Here is a 13,856-nt window from a genome sequence, read left to right as displayed (position 1 = left end):
CTCATCGTCATCCACATGCCGGAGCGCTCTGGCCCGAGATAATTTAGCGACAATGGAACGGAGATCAGGGCGGTGGACACCGACGAGACCTTTGCGAACGCCGATGCAATGGCACTTTTCGCGATCTTGCGCTTTCTGTCGGCTGCCCTGTTTTCAGCCAGCGTCGGGTCATCAACGACCCCCGATGGCTGAAATGAGCGAAACCTGGATGCAATAGAAGCGCTTGCCATTCTTAGATAATGTGTGATCTGAGTACTCGATCGCGGTTAAGTTCTTGCTGATCACTAAATAATAGACTTAAAGTACTCAACGGTTTTCTTCAGCCCATCATTCAATTTTACTTTAGGCTCCCATTTAAGGTTCTCTTTGGCAAAAGAGATGTCCGGGCGACGGCGCGCCGGATCATCGGCTGGAAGAGCCTGACGGACCAGTTTTGAACGAGAGCCGGTAATTTCCAAAACGGCTTCCGCAAGCTCCACCATCGTATATTCGACTGGGTTACCCAGGTTGATCGGCCCGGTAACCGTGGCATCCGTATCCATCAACCGAACAAATGCTTCGATAAGATCGTCGACATAGCAAAATGAGCGAGTCTGGCTGCCGTCCCCGTATAGGGTAATGTCTTCACCAGCTAAGGCTTGCGATATGAAGTTGGAGACGACCCTGCCATCCCTCAGGTGCATGCGGGGACCGTAGGTGTTGAATATTCGCGCAACTTTGATGCCTACGCCATGTTGCCTGTGATAGTCGAAAAATAATGTTTCGGCACACCGCTTTCCCTCATCGTAGCAAGAACGCGGGCCGATCGGATTCACGTTCCCCCAATATGCCTCGGTTTGCGGATGTACGATCGGATCTCCATACACTTCGCTGGTTGAAGCCTGCATGATCTTGCACTTCAAGCGCTTAGCCAGGCCCAGCATGTTGATCGCCCCGTGCACGGACGTCTTCGTCGTTTGCACCGGATCATGCTGATAGTGAATTGGCGACGCAGGGCAGGCCAGATTATAGATTTCATCCACTTCGACATATAACGGGAAACATACGTCGTGGCGCATAAATTCAAAACGTGGGTGATTGTAAAGATGGTCGATGTTTCGCTTTGTGCCGGTAAACAGATTGTCCACGCAGATAATCTCGTGACCTTGAGACAACAGCCTGTCTATCAAATGAGACCCCAGAAAACCGGCGCCACCGGTCACCAGAATGCGTTTTCGGCTATCATAAATACGGGCCATTGTGCCTTACTCGCTGAGGTAACATAATGCTGAAGCAACCCGGCTCAGCTCGGTCCGCCCATCGTGTCCGGCAGATAAAACCATGATGCGCGTTGACGCCACTGAAGGGCTACGGTCCCATTCGTGCTGCAATGAACTGACCGACCTTCCGAGCCGGCTTCGCGACCAGCGCATAGTCGACCGGACCGGAACCGAGCCATTTGCGCCTCGAATGCAAGGCTTCGATGTTGTGAGCTAGGTGAGACCGAATGCCCTTGGTGCTCTCACCGCCTTGCATCATGTCGATCATGACCTGATCGATGACAACGGATCGGAATCCAAACAACTCGATGGCACGGAGCATCCAGTCGTAGTCAGATGCGACTTTCAGTTCAAGGTCGAAGTCGCCCACAGTGTCCGCGACTGTGCGCGTCACATAGAATGTGGGGTGAGCTGGCATCCATCCGGTCCGAAAGCCTTTCGAAGGCTTTGGAGTCGCTCGCCATCGACGCACGACGCGCTTGGTCAAATGATTTTCAACAAAATCCAGATTCCCATGCGCAACATCACCTTCTTGCAATGCCTTTGAGATTCTGCTCAGCGCGAAGGGATCATGATAGCAATCGTCCGAATTCAGGACTCCGACTGCGTCTCCGGTGTACAGGCGCAGTCCCTTGTTCAGGGCATCATACATGCCCCGATCAGGTTCACTCACCAGACGCATCTGTTCCTGTGGATAGGAACGGACAATACTCAATGTTTCATCCGATGACGCGCCATCGACCACGATCAGCTCCTTGCTTTCGTGGCTCTGGGAAAAAAAGCTGTCAAGCGTATGCCTGATTGTCGCTGCGGAGTTCCAGCAAACGGTCAGGACCGAGATCTTCATTTCAGGCAAGCGCAGGGCCTACTGTGCTGCTATCCGAATACGATCTTCGTCCAAACGGCGATGCTGGAATTCTTGTCTAACCGCTTCCAGGTCCGACGCCACCATCTCCTGCACCATGGCCGCCAGGGATGTGGTGGCTTTCCAGCCGAGAATTCTTTCAGCTTTCGAGGGGTCACCGAGCAGAAGCTCGACCTCTGTCGGCCTGAAATATCGCGGGTCGACTTCGACCAAAACGGCGCCGGATTTTGTATCGATGCCTTTTTCGTCGACACCCGAACCAGCCCATCCAATCTCGATACCGACCTCGGCAAAAGCGAGTTCCACAAAGCGACGAACCGAGTTTTTCACCCCAGTTGCCAGCACATAGTCGTCCGGCGCATTCTGCTGGAGAATCCGCCACATCCCTTCAACGTAGTCGCGCGCATGCCCCCAGTCGCGTTCGGCAGAGAGATTGCCAAGATACAGCCTGTCCTGCAGCCCCAAGCTTATCGCCGCGGCCGCACGGGTGATCTTACGCGTCACAAACGTCTCGCCTCGCAGAGGGCTCTCGTGATTGAACAAAATCCCGTTAGAGGCGTGCATGTCGTATGCTTCCCGGTAGTTTACCGTGATCCAGTAGGCATAAATCTTGGCGGCAGCGTAAGGTGAGCGGGGATAAAAGGGGGTGGTTTCCCTCTGAGGAACTTCCTGAACCTTGCCGTAGAGTTCGGATGTCGACGCCTGATAGAGCCGTGTCTTCTTGGCCAGACCGAGCAGTCGGATCGCCTCCAAAAGACGCAGCGTTCCGAGCGCGTCGGCATTCGCCGTATACTCCGCAGTCTCAAAGCTCACCTGGACGTGCGATTGCGCCGCAAGGTTGTAGATCTCATCAGGCTGCACTTCTTGCACTATACGGATAAGGTTGGTTGCATCGGTCATGTCGCCGTAGTGCAGCGAGAGCCGTACGTTCTGGGCATGCGGATCCTGATAGAGATTGTCGATCCTACCGGTATTGAATGACGATGACCGTCGCTTGATGCCGTGCACATGGTAGCCTTTGGCGAGGAGCAATTCAGCGAGATATGCACCATCTTGACCCGTGACGCCGGTTATGAGCGCTACTTTTCCAGTCATTTTACTTCTCCGGCCATTTCAGAAATCCGATTGCAGGTCTTCTCCAATCGGCCAATGTCGTCTTTACCAAGCGGCGTCCCGTCTGCATTATAAGAGCCACCGGCTTGCTGCCTTCTTGGGATATGGATCGATTGGCTCAATCCAAAGTTTTGCACGTTTCACCTATTGTTTCTGGCTCTGAAACCACAGCCCAGTGCTCCGCCCGAAGGGGGACGGCCAGAACGCCGGGATATTATCGAGCACCAAATCCCGTCAACATGGTCCGAATGGTGCGAAACACGATCAAAACGTCAAGCCATGGCGAGAAATTCTTGATGTAGTAAAAGTCGTAATGGAGCTTTTCCAGCACATCGTCAACGGCAGCCACATGACCCTGATTGACCTGAGCCCATCCCGTAATACCGGGTCGAACAATGTGGCGATATCGGTAAAACGGCAATTCCGCTTCATACCAATTCGAGAGAACGAGCGCCTCGGGCCTCGGGCCGATCCAACTCATTTCGCCGCGCAAGATGTTTATGGCTTGGGGCAACTCATCGATCCTGGAATTCCGGAGAAATTGTCCAAAATGCGTAATGCGCGCATCGCCTGCCTTGGTGATTGCCTCCTCTTTCTCATCCCCAACAGCGGCGTTGATTTTCATCGTTCGAAATTTATAAACCTGGTAGACATTCCCCCTATATCCCATTCGCTTCTGCCTGAATAAAACCGGGCCCTTAGAATCAATCTTGATTGCGAGCGCCACCAATCCAAGCATTGGCAAAAAAATAATCAAAGCAGCCAATGCGGCAACCCAATCAATTGCTTGCTTTATTTTCAGGTAGGCTTGATTTGGGTTCAACGAACCCAAAGTATTTTCGGAGAGATGTTCGATCTTCACACGGCCTGTCAACGATTCGCTGATTTGTTTGACGTGATAGACCGGCGTTCCGGAAAGAGCGCGATCGGCGATATACCGCTCCCATTCATCGGAGAGATCGGCACGAAGGTCGGCGACGACGCCGCTTATACGGTCAATGACAGTGTCGGGGGAGTCAAGCCAATACCAATTCACGCCGTCTATCTCTCCAAGACGATCGACGGTCCCGCCTGGAACCACGGCGAGACTGTAAGGGTCCAAGTGTCGGCTCAAGATGTTCAAGCCAAAATACCAAAGGATTGAGAGCGTCAGGCTGCCGGCTGCCTGAAAAGTGCTATAGTCAATTCGAAATAAGAATATCACTAAATACACAAGCCCATAGGACATAGAAAAGGTAGGAAATATATAGCCAGCAGCCGCGACGCCAGGCAAATTTCCTATTCGGCGGAAGAAAAAAAATCCTAAAGTATGGGCAATGACGCCAGCTAAAATCGTGATCTGGATATTGGAATAGTACAATATATTCGGATTAATCAGCATCCTAGTCAGTGCGGGACTCAGAATCGCGAAAACCAACCCACCAAGGAGTTGAAATCTGATCCGGTGCAGCAGGTGCCGTTGATTTTGCGGCTTTATGATAGGAGCATTCAATTCAGATCGCTCTCTGATCGGTTAGCGAGAACTGGTCATGATGGCTGGCCTTCCCACGCAAGAAGCAGAAATTGAGCTTTCGCGTCTTCACACGCCCAAGCGAGCTCTTACGAAACGAACGAACGCTACCGCCGCAGCCACGACTTATATTCTGCCAACATCTATCGGCTGCAACTATGGCTACCGCACTCCCGGGTGAAACCCCGAGAGCCGACCTTGCACAGTTTTTCGCCCCAATCCCGCTCGGCAACGCGTCGCGATTAAGCGATTGCGACGAGTTCCCTTGAATCCAGGTCGACAGGGATCTCGCCATTCATGATGGCAACCAGAACGCGAGCCCTTCCGGCCGGATCGAGCCGGTCAAGGCGACCGGCGCTGGCAGACAAGGACGGCCTGTGAAACCCCTGTATCCGAAGATGCCGCTCGGCGACGTCTTCTTTCCCGGGAATACGCTGGCGGCATACCGGCGTGCTGCGGTGCCGATTGCGGGTGGTTGCAACGCTACAGTCGCCTCAACACTTGTTTTTTTCGGGCTGATCACGCGTCTCGCTCTCGGCAGTTTTCGGCATGGTTGATGTCAACGGTTACGACGGCGCAACGACACCGGCAAGCAGCTATCTCGCGGGGATGAGGGCGGTTCGTCGAAAAAATTCCTGCTAATTGTCCGTCAACTTCAGCTGTGCCTAAAAAGTCATCGAGCCGCTTTTTTTAGCTATCCAAGCGGCGGCATTGAGCAATTGCGTCGATGCGTAGCTGCCTGGTTACGCTGGCTCACGACGAATCGCCGGCTGTTCTGGTCCTTAATGCGTCGATTTGACCATAGTGTGACGGTATCGTTACCAAAGCGTGGTGGAGCAGATACCGGGAATTGACGCTGGTGACCAGCTGTTCATTGTTCATCATCCTAATGCCGGCCCGAATCGACGTTTTGACAAGCCGTCTCCGACAGGATCATTCCCCACGCGATCACTTTCCTGCGGTTGCGTGGACCGATCAGTGCCGCGCTCGGCCCATCGATCAGAGTTCAGCCACACTGGGGGGCGCTTGGCGTCATGGTGACAATCATCGTGGTGCTTGGCGGGCTGGTGTACTGTCCTATGCGGGAACAGACAAACGACCTGAAAGCCTCCGATTTGGAAACGGCTCGCACCCTCCAGATGCTATCCGCGGAGACGAACAAGACCATTCAAGCGCTGGCAGCAAACACAATTTCCCGGCAGGAGATGGACTGGCGACCTGAGCGTGGGGTGGACGACCGAGCCCGAGCGGATAAAGCCATAGATGATCTAGGTAGGTTCCCTATGTCGGTTGGAGCCCAAAACGGAGCTCGAGGCCGATTCGCGGAAGACCAATGCCGCCTTCGGCGCAACGAGCCTTACAATTCCCGATAAGCTGAAAATGAATTTCGGGATTTCGGAGGCGGCTCGAGGAACGTTGGGTCTCGATGAAGAAATTCAGTTTTCCTGCCGCTGCTGTCCGTCGATATTTACGGTTGGGCGTTCCGATGGTGACGGCGGTGATCCTGGCATGGTCGCTTGTGATGCTGCTTCCTGACGCGTCATCCACGACCGGCGCGCTGAACGGCAACGCGTGGCTTGCTGGCTACTTACGCGGGAGAGACACCGGCGCTTCACAGTACGATTTTTGACGATGGCCACGGCGGCGGTGTGGTGAAGAACGTGGGGCGATACGTCGGTTTCGAAACTGCCGTCTCGTCATACCAGCCAAGCGCGGCGCCTCGCACGCACTATCGAATGATTTGCAGATAGAGCCGACGGATCGGCCCTGCCACTCGACGACGAAGTCCTGCGCGATCATCCGCAAATCGTAAGACGCTTGTCTCGCTTTTCGTCTTGATGTTGATGGGAGTGGTCGCCCATCAACGGACATGCGACAGCAGGCGATCAGGGAGCCGCAGTAGCGGCTTCCGTTCTCTGCAGAACCCCAAGCAATTCGAACTCCAGGCTGCCGGGACGTTCACCTGGCAAGGTGCCGCTCTCGGCCAACGCTGGAATAGGTTATCCCTTCCCTCACGACGTCCTCGCCGCGGTAGACGTTTCGAAGGTCGACCATTACCGGTGTCGCCATAATTGCACGGAGCCGCTTCAGATCCAGCGACCGAAAGGCGTTCCACTCGGTGACAATGACGATCGCGTGCGCGCCGTCGGCCACCGTGTAGGCGCTTTCCCCGAATTCAATGCCCTTCATCATCTTGCGCGCCTGCTCCATGCCGACCGGATCATAGGCCTTGATCGAAGCGCCTGCATCTTGGAGTGCCTGAATGATGGCCAATGAGGGGGCGTCACGCATATCGTCGGTGTTCGGCTTGAAGGTAAGGCCGAGGATACCGACAGTCTTGCCGCGCACAGAACCGCCGCAGGCCTCGACCACCTTGCGCGCCATCGCCCGCTTGCGCTGGTCGTTTATCGAGACCGTCGTTTCTATAAGCCGCACGGGGCTTGCCGCGTCCTGCGCGGTCTTGACCAGTGCCAGCGTATCTTTCGGGAAACAGGAGCCGCCGTAGCCCGGGCCGGCGTGAAGGAACTTTGCGCCGATGCGATTGTCCATGCCGATGCCTCGCGCGACGTCCTGCACATCGGCTCCCAACCGCTCGCAGAGATCGGCAATTTCGTTGATGAAGGTGATCTTCATGGCCAGAAACGCGTTGCCGGCATATTTGGTAAGCTCGGCCGTACGCCGGCTCGTATAGAATATCGGCGCGACATTCAGCGAGAGCGGGCGGTAGATCTCGCCCATCACGGCTTTGGCCCGTTCGGCATCGGTTCCAACAATGATGCGGTCGGGCCGCTTGAAGTCCTCGATGGCCGATCCTTCGCGAAGAAATTCCGGATTGGAGACCACCGCAAAATCGGCGGCGGGATTTTGCTCGAGGATGATTCGTTCGACCTCATCGCCGGTACCGACAGGCACGGTCGATTTCGTCACCACGACCGTGAACCCCTTGAGTGCGCGGCCAACTTCGGCGGCCGCCTCGTAGACGAAAGACAGATCGGCATGGCCGTCGCCACGCCGTGACGGCGTGCCCACGGCAATGAAGACGACATCCGATTGAGAAACCGCATCCGCCAGATCGCCATCGAAACGCAACCGACCTTGCACGGTATTCGTGGTGACGAGTTCGTCGAGCCCTGGCTCGTAGATCGGTATCTTGCCGAGTTTGAGCATGGCAAGCTTTTCCGCATCACGATCGACGCAGCAGACCTGATGGCCAAAGTCGGCGAAGCAGGCGCCCGAAACGAGCCCTACATAGCCCGCACCAATCATTGTTATCCGCATATCGCCTACTCTCATCAGCGCCGACGAGACGATCTCGTCAGACAGCGCTTAGTCCCACCGAACGGCTACCGCACTCCCGGGTGAAACCCGAGAGCCTATCCTACAACAATTTACATCGCCTCGCCGCACCTCGATGCTTGCGACTATGCGATGGCTACAAGATCCCTGGCATCCAGATCGACAGGGATCTCGCCATTCATGATGGCAACCAGAACCCGAGCCCTTCCGGCTGGATCGAGCCGGTCAAGGCGACCGATCATTTCCGCGAACGGGCCGGAAAGGATCCGAACCGAAGCACCGGCTGCGAGGCCGCCGCTGAAATCGAGCAAGCCATGCCTGCCGGTCAACGCAATGAAGCGCTCTACCAGACCGGAGGGGACAGGCAAAGGCCGGTCCCCTTGCATGACCAGGGAGCGCACACCGAAGGTTCCGTTGATCGAGCGCCAACGTTGCAACGCGACGTCAAGGGCTATGAACATATAACCGGGGAAATAAGCCACAACTCGTGTTTCGAGACGCCGGGCATGACGCACCGTTTTCTCGCAGCGCGGCACAAAGGGCTGGAATCCCTGGATCCGGAGATGCCGCTCGGCGACATGCTCCTTCCCGGGAAAGACGCTGGCCGCGTACCAGCGCGTTGCCGGCGCGGCGGTCGGTTTAGGCGACAGGGTTGTTGCCTTGCTCATTGTTTTTTCCGCGCTACTCACGTGTCTTCCTTCGGCGGTCGGCGGCTGATCTCAGGTCAACGGTTACGACAGTGTGTGGATACCAGCAAGCAACCAAGCCACTAGAGTCAAGGCGGTTGGGTTAAGAATTTCCTACACATTGTCCAGAAATTTAGCTGTGCCTAAATAATCACCGAGCCGCTTTCTTTTTCAGCTGGCGGAGATGCTATGTCGAGCAATTTATTTCCATACGCAGGTGTTTGGTTAGGCTGGTCGTGCCGAATCGCCCGTTGGTTCTGGTACTTAGTCCGTCGACTTGAAGCTAGTGTGACGGGCTTGCCGAGTCATGGGGGTCAGGCAACAACATGGTGACAGCGATGCAACGTGCAGTTCTGTTCTGACTTCAGTTCCGCTCGACCGGCTCACGACCGCTTCAACAGCGACCAGACGGCCGGCACCAGGCTCGCGGCCAGCGCAACCTTGATCAGATCGCCGACGATAAAGGGCAACACCCCGAACTGCCAGGATTTTTCCGGGCCGATCAACAGCGCCAGCCAGGCAAAGCCCATTGCCATCATGACGATCTCGGCCACCAGCATGGCATTGAAGAGCTTGATAGGATGGCGATCCCAGCCACGGTCGGCAGCCCAGCCGACGATCGCCGCCATGATGACGAAGCCGGCTAGATAGCCGCCGGTCGAACCGAGCATGTAGGCAATGCCGATACCCTTTTCGGGTGTGCTCTGGAAGACCGGAAGGCCCAACGCGCCCTCAGCCATGTAGAGAAGCAGTGTGGCGACGCCAAGGCGCATGCCGAAGGAGGCAGCGATCAGGAAGACGGCGAGCGTCTGCATCGAGATATCGACCGGTCCGAGCATGACCTTGGTCTTGGCAGACAAGATCAGCAGCAGAGTTCCGGCGATCGCCAGCAAAAGCTGTCCTGCCAGCCGGGCCGCGCCCTTTTCAGGCAAAGCGAGAGAAATGAGCGGACGCATCGTCGTTTCAATTGCCATAGTCTTCCCCGTTCCGGATTGCCGCCGAACGCGGCCTTGCGTTTTCCTATATTGGCTTCCGTGCTATGCGGCAATCGGTTTTGCCCTCGCCCCAAAAAAGGTCGCGACGTTCGCATGGCGCTGAAATTCGATACACGCTTCGATCCGGCCTACGGCCAGGGCGTAGCCGTTGCGCCCGACGTACTTCGGATCACCGCACGGAACCCAAGCCCGTTCACCTTTCACGGAACCAACAGTTATATCGTCGGGCGCGAGACGCTGGCGGTGATCGATCCCGGTCCGGATGACCAGGCGCATCTTCGAACACTGGTCGAAGCGATCGGGACCAGGCCGGTCAGCCACGTCTTCATCAGCCACACGCATCGCGACCATTCGCCGCTGGCGGCGCGATTGAAGCAGCATACCAGTGCGGTGGTTCTGGCGGAGGGCCGGCATCGCCCGGCGCGGCCGTTGCGCACCGGCGAGGTCAATCAGCTCGATGCCAGCGCCGACACCGACTTTGTTCCTGATATCGCGCTGCCGGACGATATGGTGATCGACGGCGACGGCTGGGCGATCCGGACGGTGCTGACGCCCGGCCACACCGCCAATCACGCGGCCTTCGCGTTGGAGGGAACCGGCATCCTTTTCTCGGCCGATCACGTCATGGCGTGGGCAACCACGATCGTCGCGCCGCCGGATGGCGCGATGGCCGACTACATGACATCGCTCGATCGGCTGATCGAACGTGACGACCGGCTGCTCCTGCCCGGTCATGGCGGGCCGGTGACCGAGCCGCGCAGCTTCATGCGCGGATTGAAAACGCATCGCAAAATGCGCGAACGGGCAATTCTGGAGCGGATCAACAGCGGCGACCGGACAATCAAGGACATGGTGGAGGCGATCTATCGAGACACCGACCCGCGCCTGCATGGCGCGGCCGGCCTGTCGGTGCTTGCCCATCTCGAAGACCTGGTGGCGCGCGGTCTGGTCCACACCGATGGCGCACCGGCTATCGACGGCATCTATTCACCGGCAAAGTAGTACCCTTCCGATATCATTCCGCCGGCGCCACGCCCACCTGGCCGGCGACTTCCTGGTCGAGTTCGGCAAGGAAATCGGTGATGCGCGCTGCGTTGTCGCCAAGGTCGTGGCGGCCGTAACGCGAGGCCGAGCGCATATCGACGATGACCGCATCGCCGTCATCGGTCACGCGGATGGCGACATCGGCGGGAAGGGCAAGCAGCAAGCTCTTGGCCAGCGCATCGACCGTCACGTCGCTTTGCCCTGCTGCGTCTGGAAATGGCGCCGTGAGCTGCCAGCCGCGCCGATCGAGCACGGTTTTGACCGCCTCCAGAACGCGATCGAAAGGCAAGGTGTAGCTGCGTCCGGTAACAAGCGGATAAGCTTCGATTTGCAGGCGCTGCTCGCCGGGCGTCGGCGGCAAAAGCTCATTCATGTCCGTTGTCCGGGTAGAAATATCGAGCGCCGGCGGGTCGTCAAAATCAGTCGAGATGTCGCGCAGCGGCGGATAGGTCACCGCCCAATAGGCCGCGACAGCGTAAGGGATGAGCACCAGAAGCGCCAGCAAGGCGCCGGCGGTCAGGTCATGGCCGCCGCGATCACCGAAATTCCACAATCGCGCAAAGGCAAACCCGGCAAACAAAAGCGCAAACGCGGCCAGCAACGCGACAACGCCGAGCACCCACAGGAAAGCCGGCGTCTCGACGAGATCATATCGGTGGCCGATGAGAACCGTCAGCAGCAGGACCGCCGAAAACGCGCCGGCGCGCCGCGACCAACCGGCAGCCCTCGATGTCTGTCGCTCGGCAATTACCGTCATTGCTTTCCGCGCTGCCCCAACCCGAACAAAGGCATAGTGCCTTTCAGCGGCGGCTTGAAGGCGCAAAGACGCCGCATCTCCGGTCAATCCGTCGGCAGGTGATAATCCCGGAACTGCTGACGCAGGGTAATCTTCTGGATCTTGCCGGCAGCGGTGTGTGGGATTTCACCGACAAAGGCGACGTCGTCCGGCATCCACCACTTCGCCACCTTGCCGTCCATGAAAGCGAGAATATCCGTCTTGGTCGGCTCCCTACCCGGCTTGCGCACGACCACGAGCAAAGGCCGCTCGCCCCATTTGGAATGCGGAATGCCGATGGCGGCGGCCTCCGCCACGTCGGGATGGCCGACAGCGAGGTTCTCGAGCTCGATGGTCGAGATCCATTCGCCGCCCGACTTGATCACGTCCTTGGCGCGATCGGTGATCTGCATGTAGCCGCCGGGGTCGATATGCGCGATATCACCGGTATCGAACCAGCCGTCTTCATCGAACTGTTCGGATCCGATGCCGCCATAATAGGCGCGCGCGACGGCCGGCCCGCGGACCTTGAGTCGGCCGAAGGTCTTGCCGTCCCATGGCAGTTCGTTATCGTCGTCGTCCGTTACCTTCATTTCGATGCCGAACGGCGTAAAGCCCTGCTTCTGCTGGACGGCGAGGCGGGCGTCACCCTTCAGCCCAGCATAGTCCGGCTTCAGGGTGCACAGCGTGCCGACCGGCGACATCTCGGTCATGCCCCAGGCGTGGACGACCTGGACATCGTAATTGTCCTGGAACTTCGTCGTGATCGCGCGTGGACAGGACGCGCCGCCGATGACGACTTTCTGCAGACAGGGCAGTTTCTTGCCGGTCTCTTCCAGATGCTGAAGGAGCATCATCCACACCGTCGGCACGGCGGCGCTGAAGGTCACCTTCTCGGTGTCGAGCAGCTCGTAGATCGAAGCGCCATCCATCTTGCAGCCGGGCATGACCAGCTTGGCGCCAATCATCGGCGCGCTCTGGGCAAGACCCCAGGCATTGGCGTGAAACATCGGCACGACCGGCAATATGGTATCACGCGACGACAGGCCCATGGCGTCGGGCATCGCTTCTATCATGGCGTGCAGCACGTTCGAACGATGGCTGTAGAGGACGCCCTTCGGGTCGCCCGTCGTGCCCGAGGTGTAGCACATGCCGGCGGCGGTGTTTTCATCGACTGTCTTCCAGGCGAAGTTGCCGTCGGCTTGAGCAAGCCATTCTTCATAGGCAACGACATTGGGCAGCGCAGTCTCGGGCAAATGCACCTTGTCGGTCAGCACGATAACCTGCTTCAGCGACTTGACCGCGCGGGCGATCTTTTCAAGCAGCGGCAGGAAGGTCAGGTCGACGAAGATCGCCTTATCCTCGGCATTGTTCATGATCCAGGTGATCTGCTCGGGAAAGAGCCGCGGGTTGAGCGTGTGATAGATCGCGCCGACACCCATGATGCCATACCAGGCCTCGATGTGGCGCGCGGTGTTCCAGGCCAGGGTCGCGATGCGGTCGCCAAGCCCGAAACCGTCACGCTCTAGCCGCTCGGCGACCTTCAGGGCACGAGCATGGATTTCGGCATATGTGCTGCGCACGATCGGCCCCTCGATCGAGCGCGACACGATCTCGCGGCTGCCGTGCTGCCGCTCGGCGTTGTCGATCAGCTTGTGGCAAAGCAGCGGCCATTCCTGCATCAACCCGAGCATCTTGGTCCTCCCGTTATTTTTTTGCGCCATTGTGGGACGAACCGGCGGATTGTCCAGCCAGAACCGCGCTGGAGCGGTGCATAGAGCCAAATGAGGCGAAATTCGCCACAATCCGGCCATGCTCGGCGTTAACGTTGATTAACAGGCGGGGCGCGATTGGCGAATGAAAGAGGTTCGCATGGACGCGCAGCTCGACGACAAAACCCTCGAAAATACGCTTGCCGAAAGTCTGGCCGATCTGGTGGCGGCCGATGTCGCGCAGGCCGATCTGGTGCCCGACGCCAAAACCGTTTCCGAAGATGAATTCGTCGAGGTCGTCGGTGGCGCCCTCGAAGCGGTCGGCGGCACGCTCTTGTTCAAGATGTGCGTCGAGAACGAGGGCGAAAGCCAGCACGTCGCTGCCGCCTGCGTCGGCGATGTCGGCAATCGCCAGTTCCTGCTGCTCACCTTGCCTGCCAGCGGTGGTGCGCTGAAGGTCGAGACCACCTCGAAAAGCACCAATCCGGTGGCCGGCATTGCCGCCGCCTATGCAGGGCTGATGGACGCATTCCAGGCCGCCGCCTGAGTTTTCGGCGAAGCGGAAGAAAGAGGCGAGACTTCCCCCCGCGGGCGACGCCC

The 13,856-nt window shown here is 57.8% G+C and carries 12 protein-coding genes; 3 read left to right on the top strand and 9 right to left on the bottom strand.

Going from position 1 to position 13,856, the window contains the following annotated elements:
* Positions 1–284: 284 nt before the first annotated feature.
* From NKH01_RS06320 to NKH01_RS06305, 4 genes are all read right to left on the bottom strand, one after another.
* A complete protein-coding gene (locus tag NKH01_RS06320; protein WP_353019576.1) occupies positions 285–1,238 on the bottom strand; it encodes a UDP-glucuronic acid decarboxylase family protein in 954 nt (317 codons plus the stop codon).
* Between the two features lie 109 nt (positions 1,239–1,347).
* Complete coding sequence (locus NKH01_RS06315) at positions 1,348–2,106, bottom strand: glycosyltransferase family 2 protein (RefSeq protein ID WP_353019829.1); 759 nt, start codon at positions 2,104–2,106, stop codon at positions 1,348–1,350.
* 18 nt (positions 2,107–2,124) lie between these two features.
* Positions 2,125–3,219, bottom strand: a complete 1,095-nt coding sequence (gene gmd, locus NKH01_RS06310) for a GDP-mannose 4,6-dehydratase (RefSeq protein ID WP_353019573.1) — start codon at positions 3,217–3,219, stop codon at positions 2,125–2,127.
* Positions 3,220–3,451: 232 nt separating this feature from the next.
* Complete coding sequence (locus tag NKH01_RS06305; protein ID WP_353019571.1) at positions 3,452–4,618, bottom strand: sugar transferase; 1,167 nt, start codon at positions 4,616–4,618, stop codon at positions 3,452–3,454.
* Positions 4,619–6,173: 1,555 nt separating this feature from the next.
* Here NKH01_RS06305 and NKH01_RS06300 point away from each other — a divergent pair.
* On the top strand, positions 6,174–6,377 hold the full coding sequence (locus tag NKH01_RS06300; protein WP_353019568.1) for a hypothetical protein: 204 nt from the start codon (positions 6,174–6,176) through the stop codon (positions 6,375–6,377).
* A gap of 329 nt (positions 6,378–6,706) precedes the next feature.
* On the opposite strand, the gene NKH01_RS06295 is transcribed toward NKH01_RS06300, so the two are convergent.
* The 3 genes from NKH01_RS06295 to NKH01_RS06285 all read right to left on the bottom strand — a co-directional run bounded on the left by NKH01_RS06295 (position 6,707) and on the right by NKH01_RS06285 (position 9,704).
* Positions 6,707–8,026, bottom strand: coding sequence for a UDP-glucose dehydrogenase family protein (locus NKH01_RS06295; protein WP_353019566.1), 1,320 nt, complete (start codon positions 8,024–8,026; stop codon positions 6,707–6,709).
* Positions 8,027–8,169: 143 nt separating this feature from the next.
* Entirely contained in the window at positions 8,170–8,712 is a 543-nt protein-coding gene (nusG, locus tag NKH01_RS06290; RefSeq protein WP_353019564.1) for a transcription termination/antitermination protein NusG, read from the bottom strand.
* 401 nt (positions 8,713–9,113) lie between these two features.
* Entirely contained in the window at positions 9,114–9,704 is a 591-nt protein-coding gene (locus NKH01_RS06285) for a biotin transporter BioY (RefSeq protein WP_353019562.1), read from the bottom strand.
* Positions 9,705–9,818: 114 nt separating this feature from the next.
* Here NKH01_RS06285 and NKH01_RS06280 point away from each other — a divergent pair, with 114 nt between their 5' ends.
* Positions 9,819–10,727 carry an MBL fold metallo-hydrolase gene (locus NKH01_RS06280; protein ID WP_352917117.1) on the top strand — a complete coding sequence of 303 codons (909 nt, stop codon included), beginning with the start codon at positions 9,819–9,821 and terminating at the stop codon, positions 10,725–10,727.
* Positions 10,728–10,740: 13 nt separating this feature from the next.
* Here NKH01_RS06280 and NKH01_RS06275 read toward each other — a convergent pair whose 3' ends face one another.
* Positions 10,741–11,526 (bottom strand): DUF1499 domain-containing protein, encoded by a 786-nt coding sequence (locus NKH01_RS06275; RefSeq protein WP_353019560.1) that lies wholly within the window; start codon positions 11,524–11,526, stop codon positions 10,741–10,743.
* A gap of 83 nt (positions 11,527–11,609) precedes the next feature.
* Complete coding sequence (locus tag NKH01_RS06270; RefSeq protein ID WP_352917113.1) at positions 11,610–13,238, bottom strand: fatty-acid--CoA ligase; 1,629 nt, start codon at positions 13,236–13,238, stop codon at positions 11,610–11,612.
* Between the two features lie 178 nt (positions 13,239–13,416).
* Between NKH01_RS06270 and NKH01_RS06265 the strand changes: the two genes are divergently transcribed.
* Complete coding sequence (locus tag NKH01_RS06265; RefSeq protein WP_352549027.1) at positions 13,417–13,803, top strand: hypothetical protein; 387 nt, start codon at positions 13,417–13,419, stop codon at positions 13,801–13,803.
* Positions 13,804–13,856: the final 53 nt, after the last annotated feature.

The organism is Mesorhizobium sp. M1403, assembly GCF_040317695.1.
Classification (GTDB): Bacteria; Pseudomonadota; Alphaproteobacteria; order Rhizobiales; family Rhizobiaceae; genus Mesorhizobium.
Note: the sequence above shows the minus strand (reverse complement) of the source record. Positions and strands in the feature narration are given on the sequence as shown.

Excerpts from the sequence above, each read along its gene's own strand:
- NKH01_RS06320 (WP_353019576.1), bottom strand. The coding sequence starts at position 1,238 with ATGGCCCGTATTTATGATAGCCGAAAACGCATTCTGGTGACCGGTGGC.
- NKH01_RS06315 (WP_353019829.1), bottom strand. The coding sequence starts at position 2,106 with ATGAAGATCTCGGTCCTGACCGTTTGCTGGAACTCCGCAGCGACAATC.
- gmd (WP_353019573.1), bottom strand. The coding sequence starts at position 3,219 with ATGACTGGAAAAGTAGCGCTCATAACCGGCGTCACGGGTCAAGATGGT.
- NKH01_RS06305 (WP_353019571.1), bottom strand. The coding sequence starts at position 4,618 with ATGCTGATTAATCCGAATATATTGTACTATTCCAATATCCAGATCACG.
- NKH01_RS06300 (WP_353019568.1), top strand. The coding sequence starts at position 6,174 with ATGAAGAAATTCAGTTTTCCTGCCGCTGCTGTCCGTCGATATTTACGG.
- NKH01_RS06295 (WP_353019566.1), bottom strand. The coding sequence starts at position 8,026 with ATGCGGATAACAATGATTGGTGCGGGCTATGTAGGGCTCGTTTCGGGC.
- nusG (WP_353019564.1), bottom strand. The coding sequence starts at position 8,712 with ATGAGCAAGGCAACAACCCTGTCGCCTAAACCGACCGCCGCGCCGGCA.
- NKH01_RS06285 (WP_353019562.1), bottom strand. The coding sequence starts at position 9,704 with ATGGCAATTGAAACGACGATGCGTCCGCTCATTTCTCTCGCTTTGCCT.
- NKH01_RS06280 (WP_352917117.1), top strand. The coding sequence starts at position 9,819 with ATGGCGCTGAAATTCGATACACGCTTCGATCCGGCCTACGGCCAGGGC.
- NKH01_RS06275 (WP_353019560.1), bottom strand. The coding sequence starts at position 11,526 with ATGACGGTAATTGCCGAGCGACAGACATCGAGGGCTGCCGGTTGGTCG.
- NKH01_RS06270 (WP_352917113.1), bottom strand. The coding sequence starts at position 13,238 with ATGCTCGGGTTGATGCAGGAATGGCCGCTGCTTTGCCACAAGCTGATC.
- NKH01_RS06265 (WP_352549027.1), top strand. The coding sequence starts at position 13,417 with ATGGACGCGCAGCTCGACGACAAAACCCTCGAAAATACGCTTGCCGAA.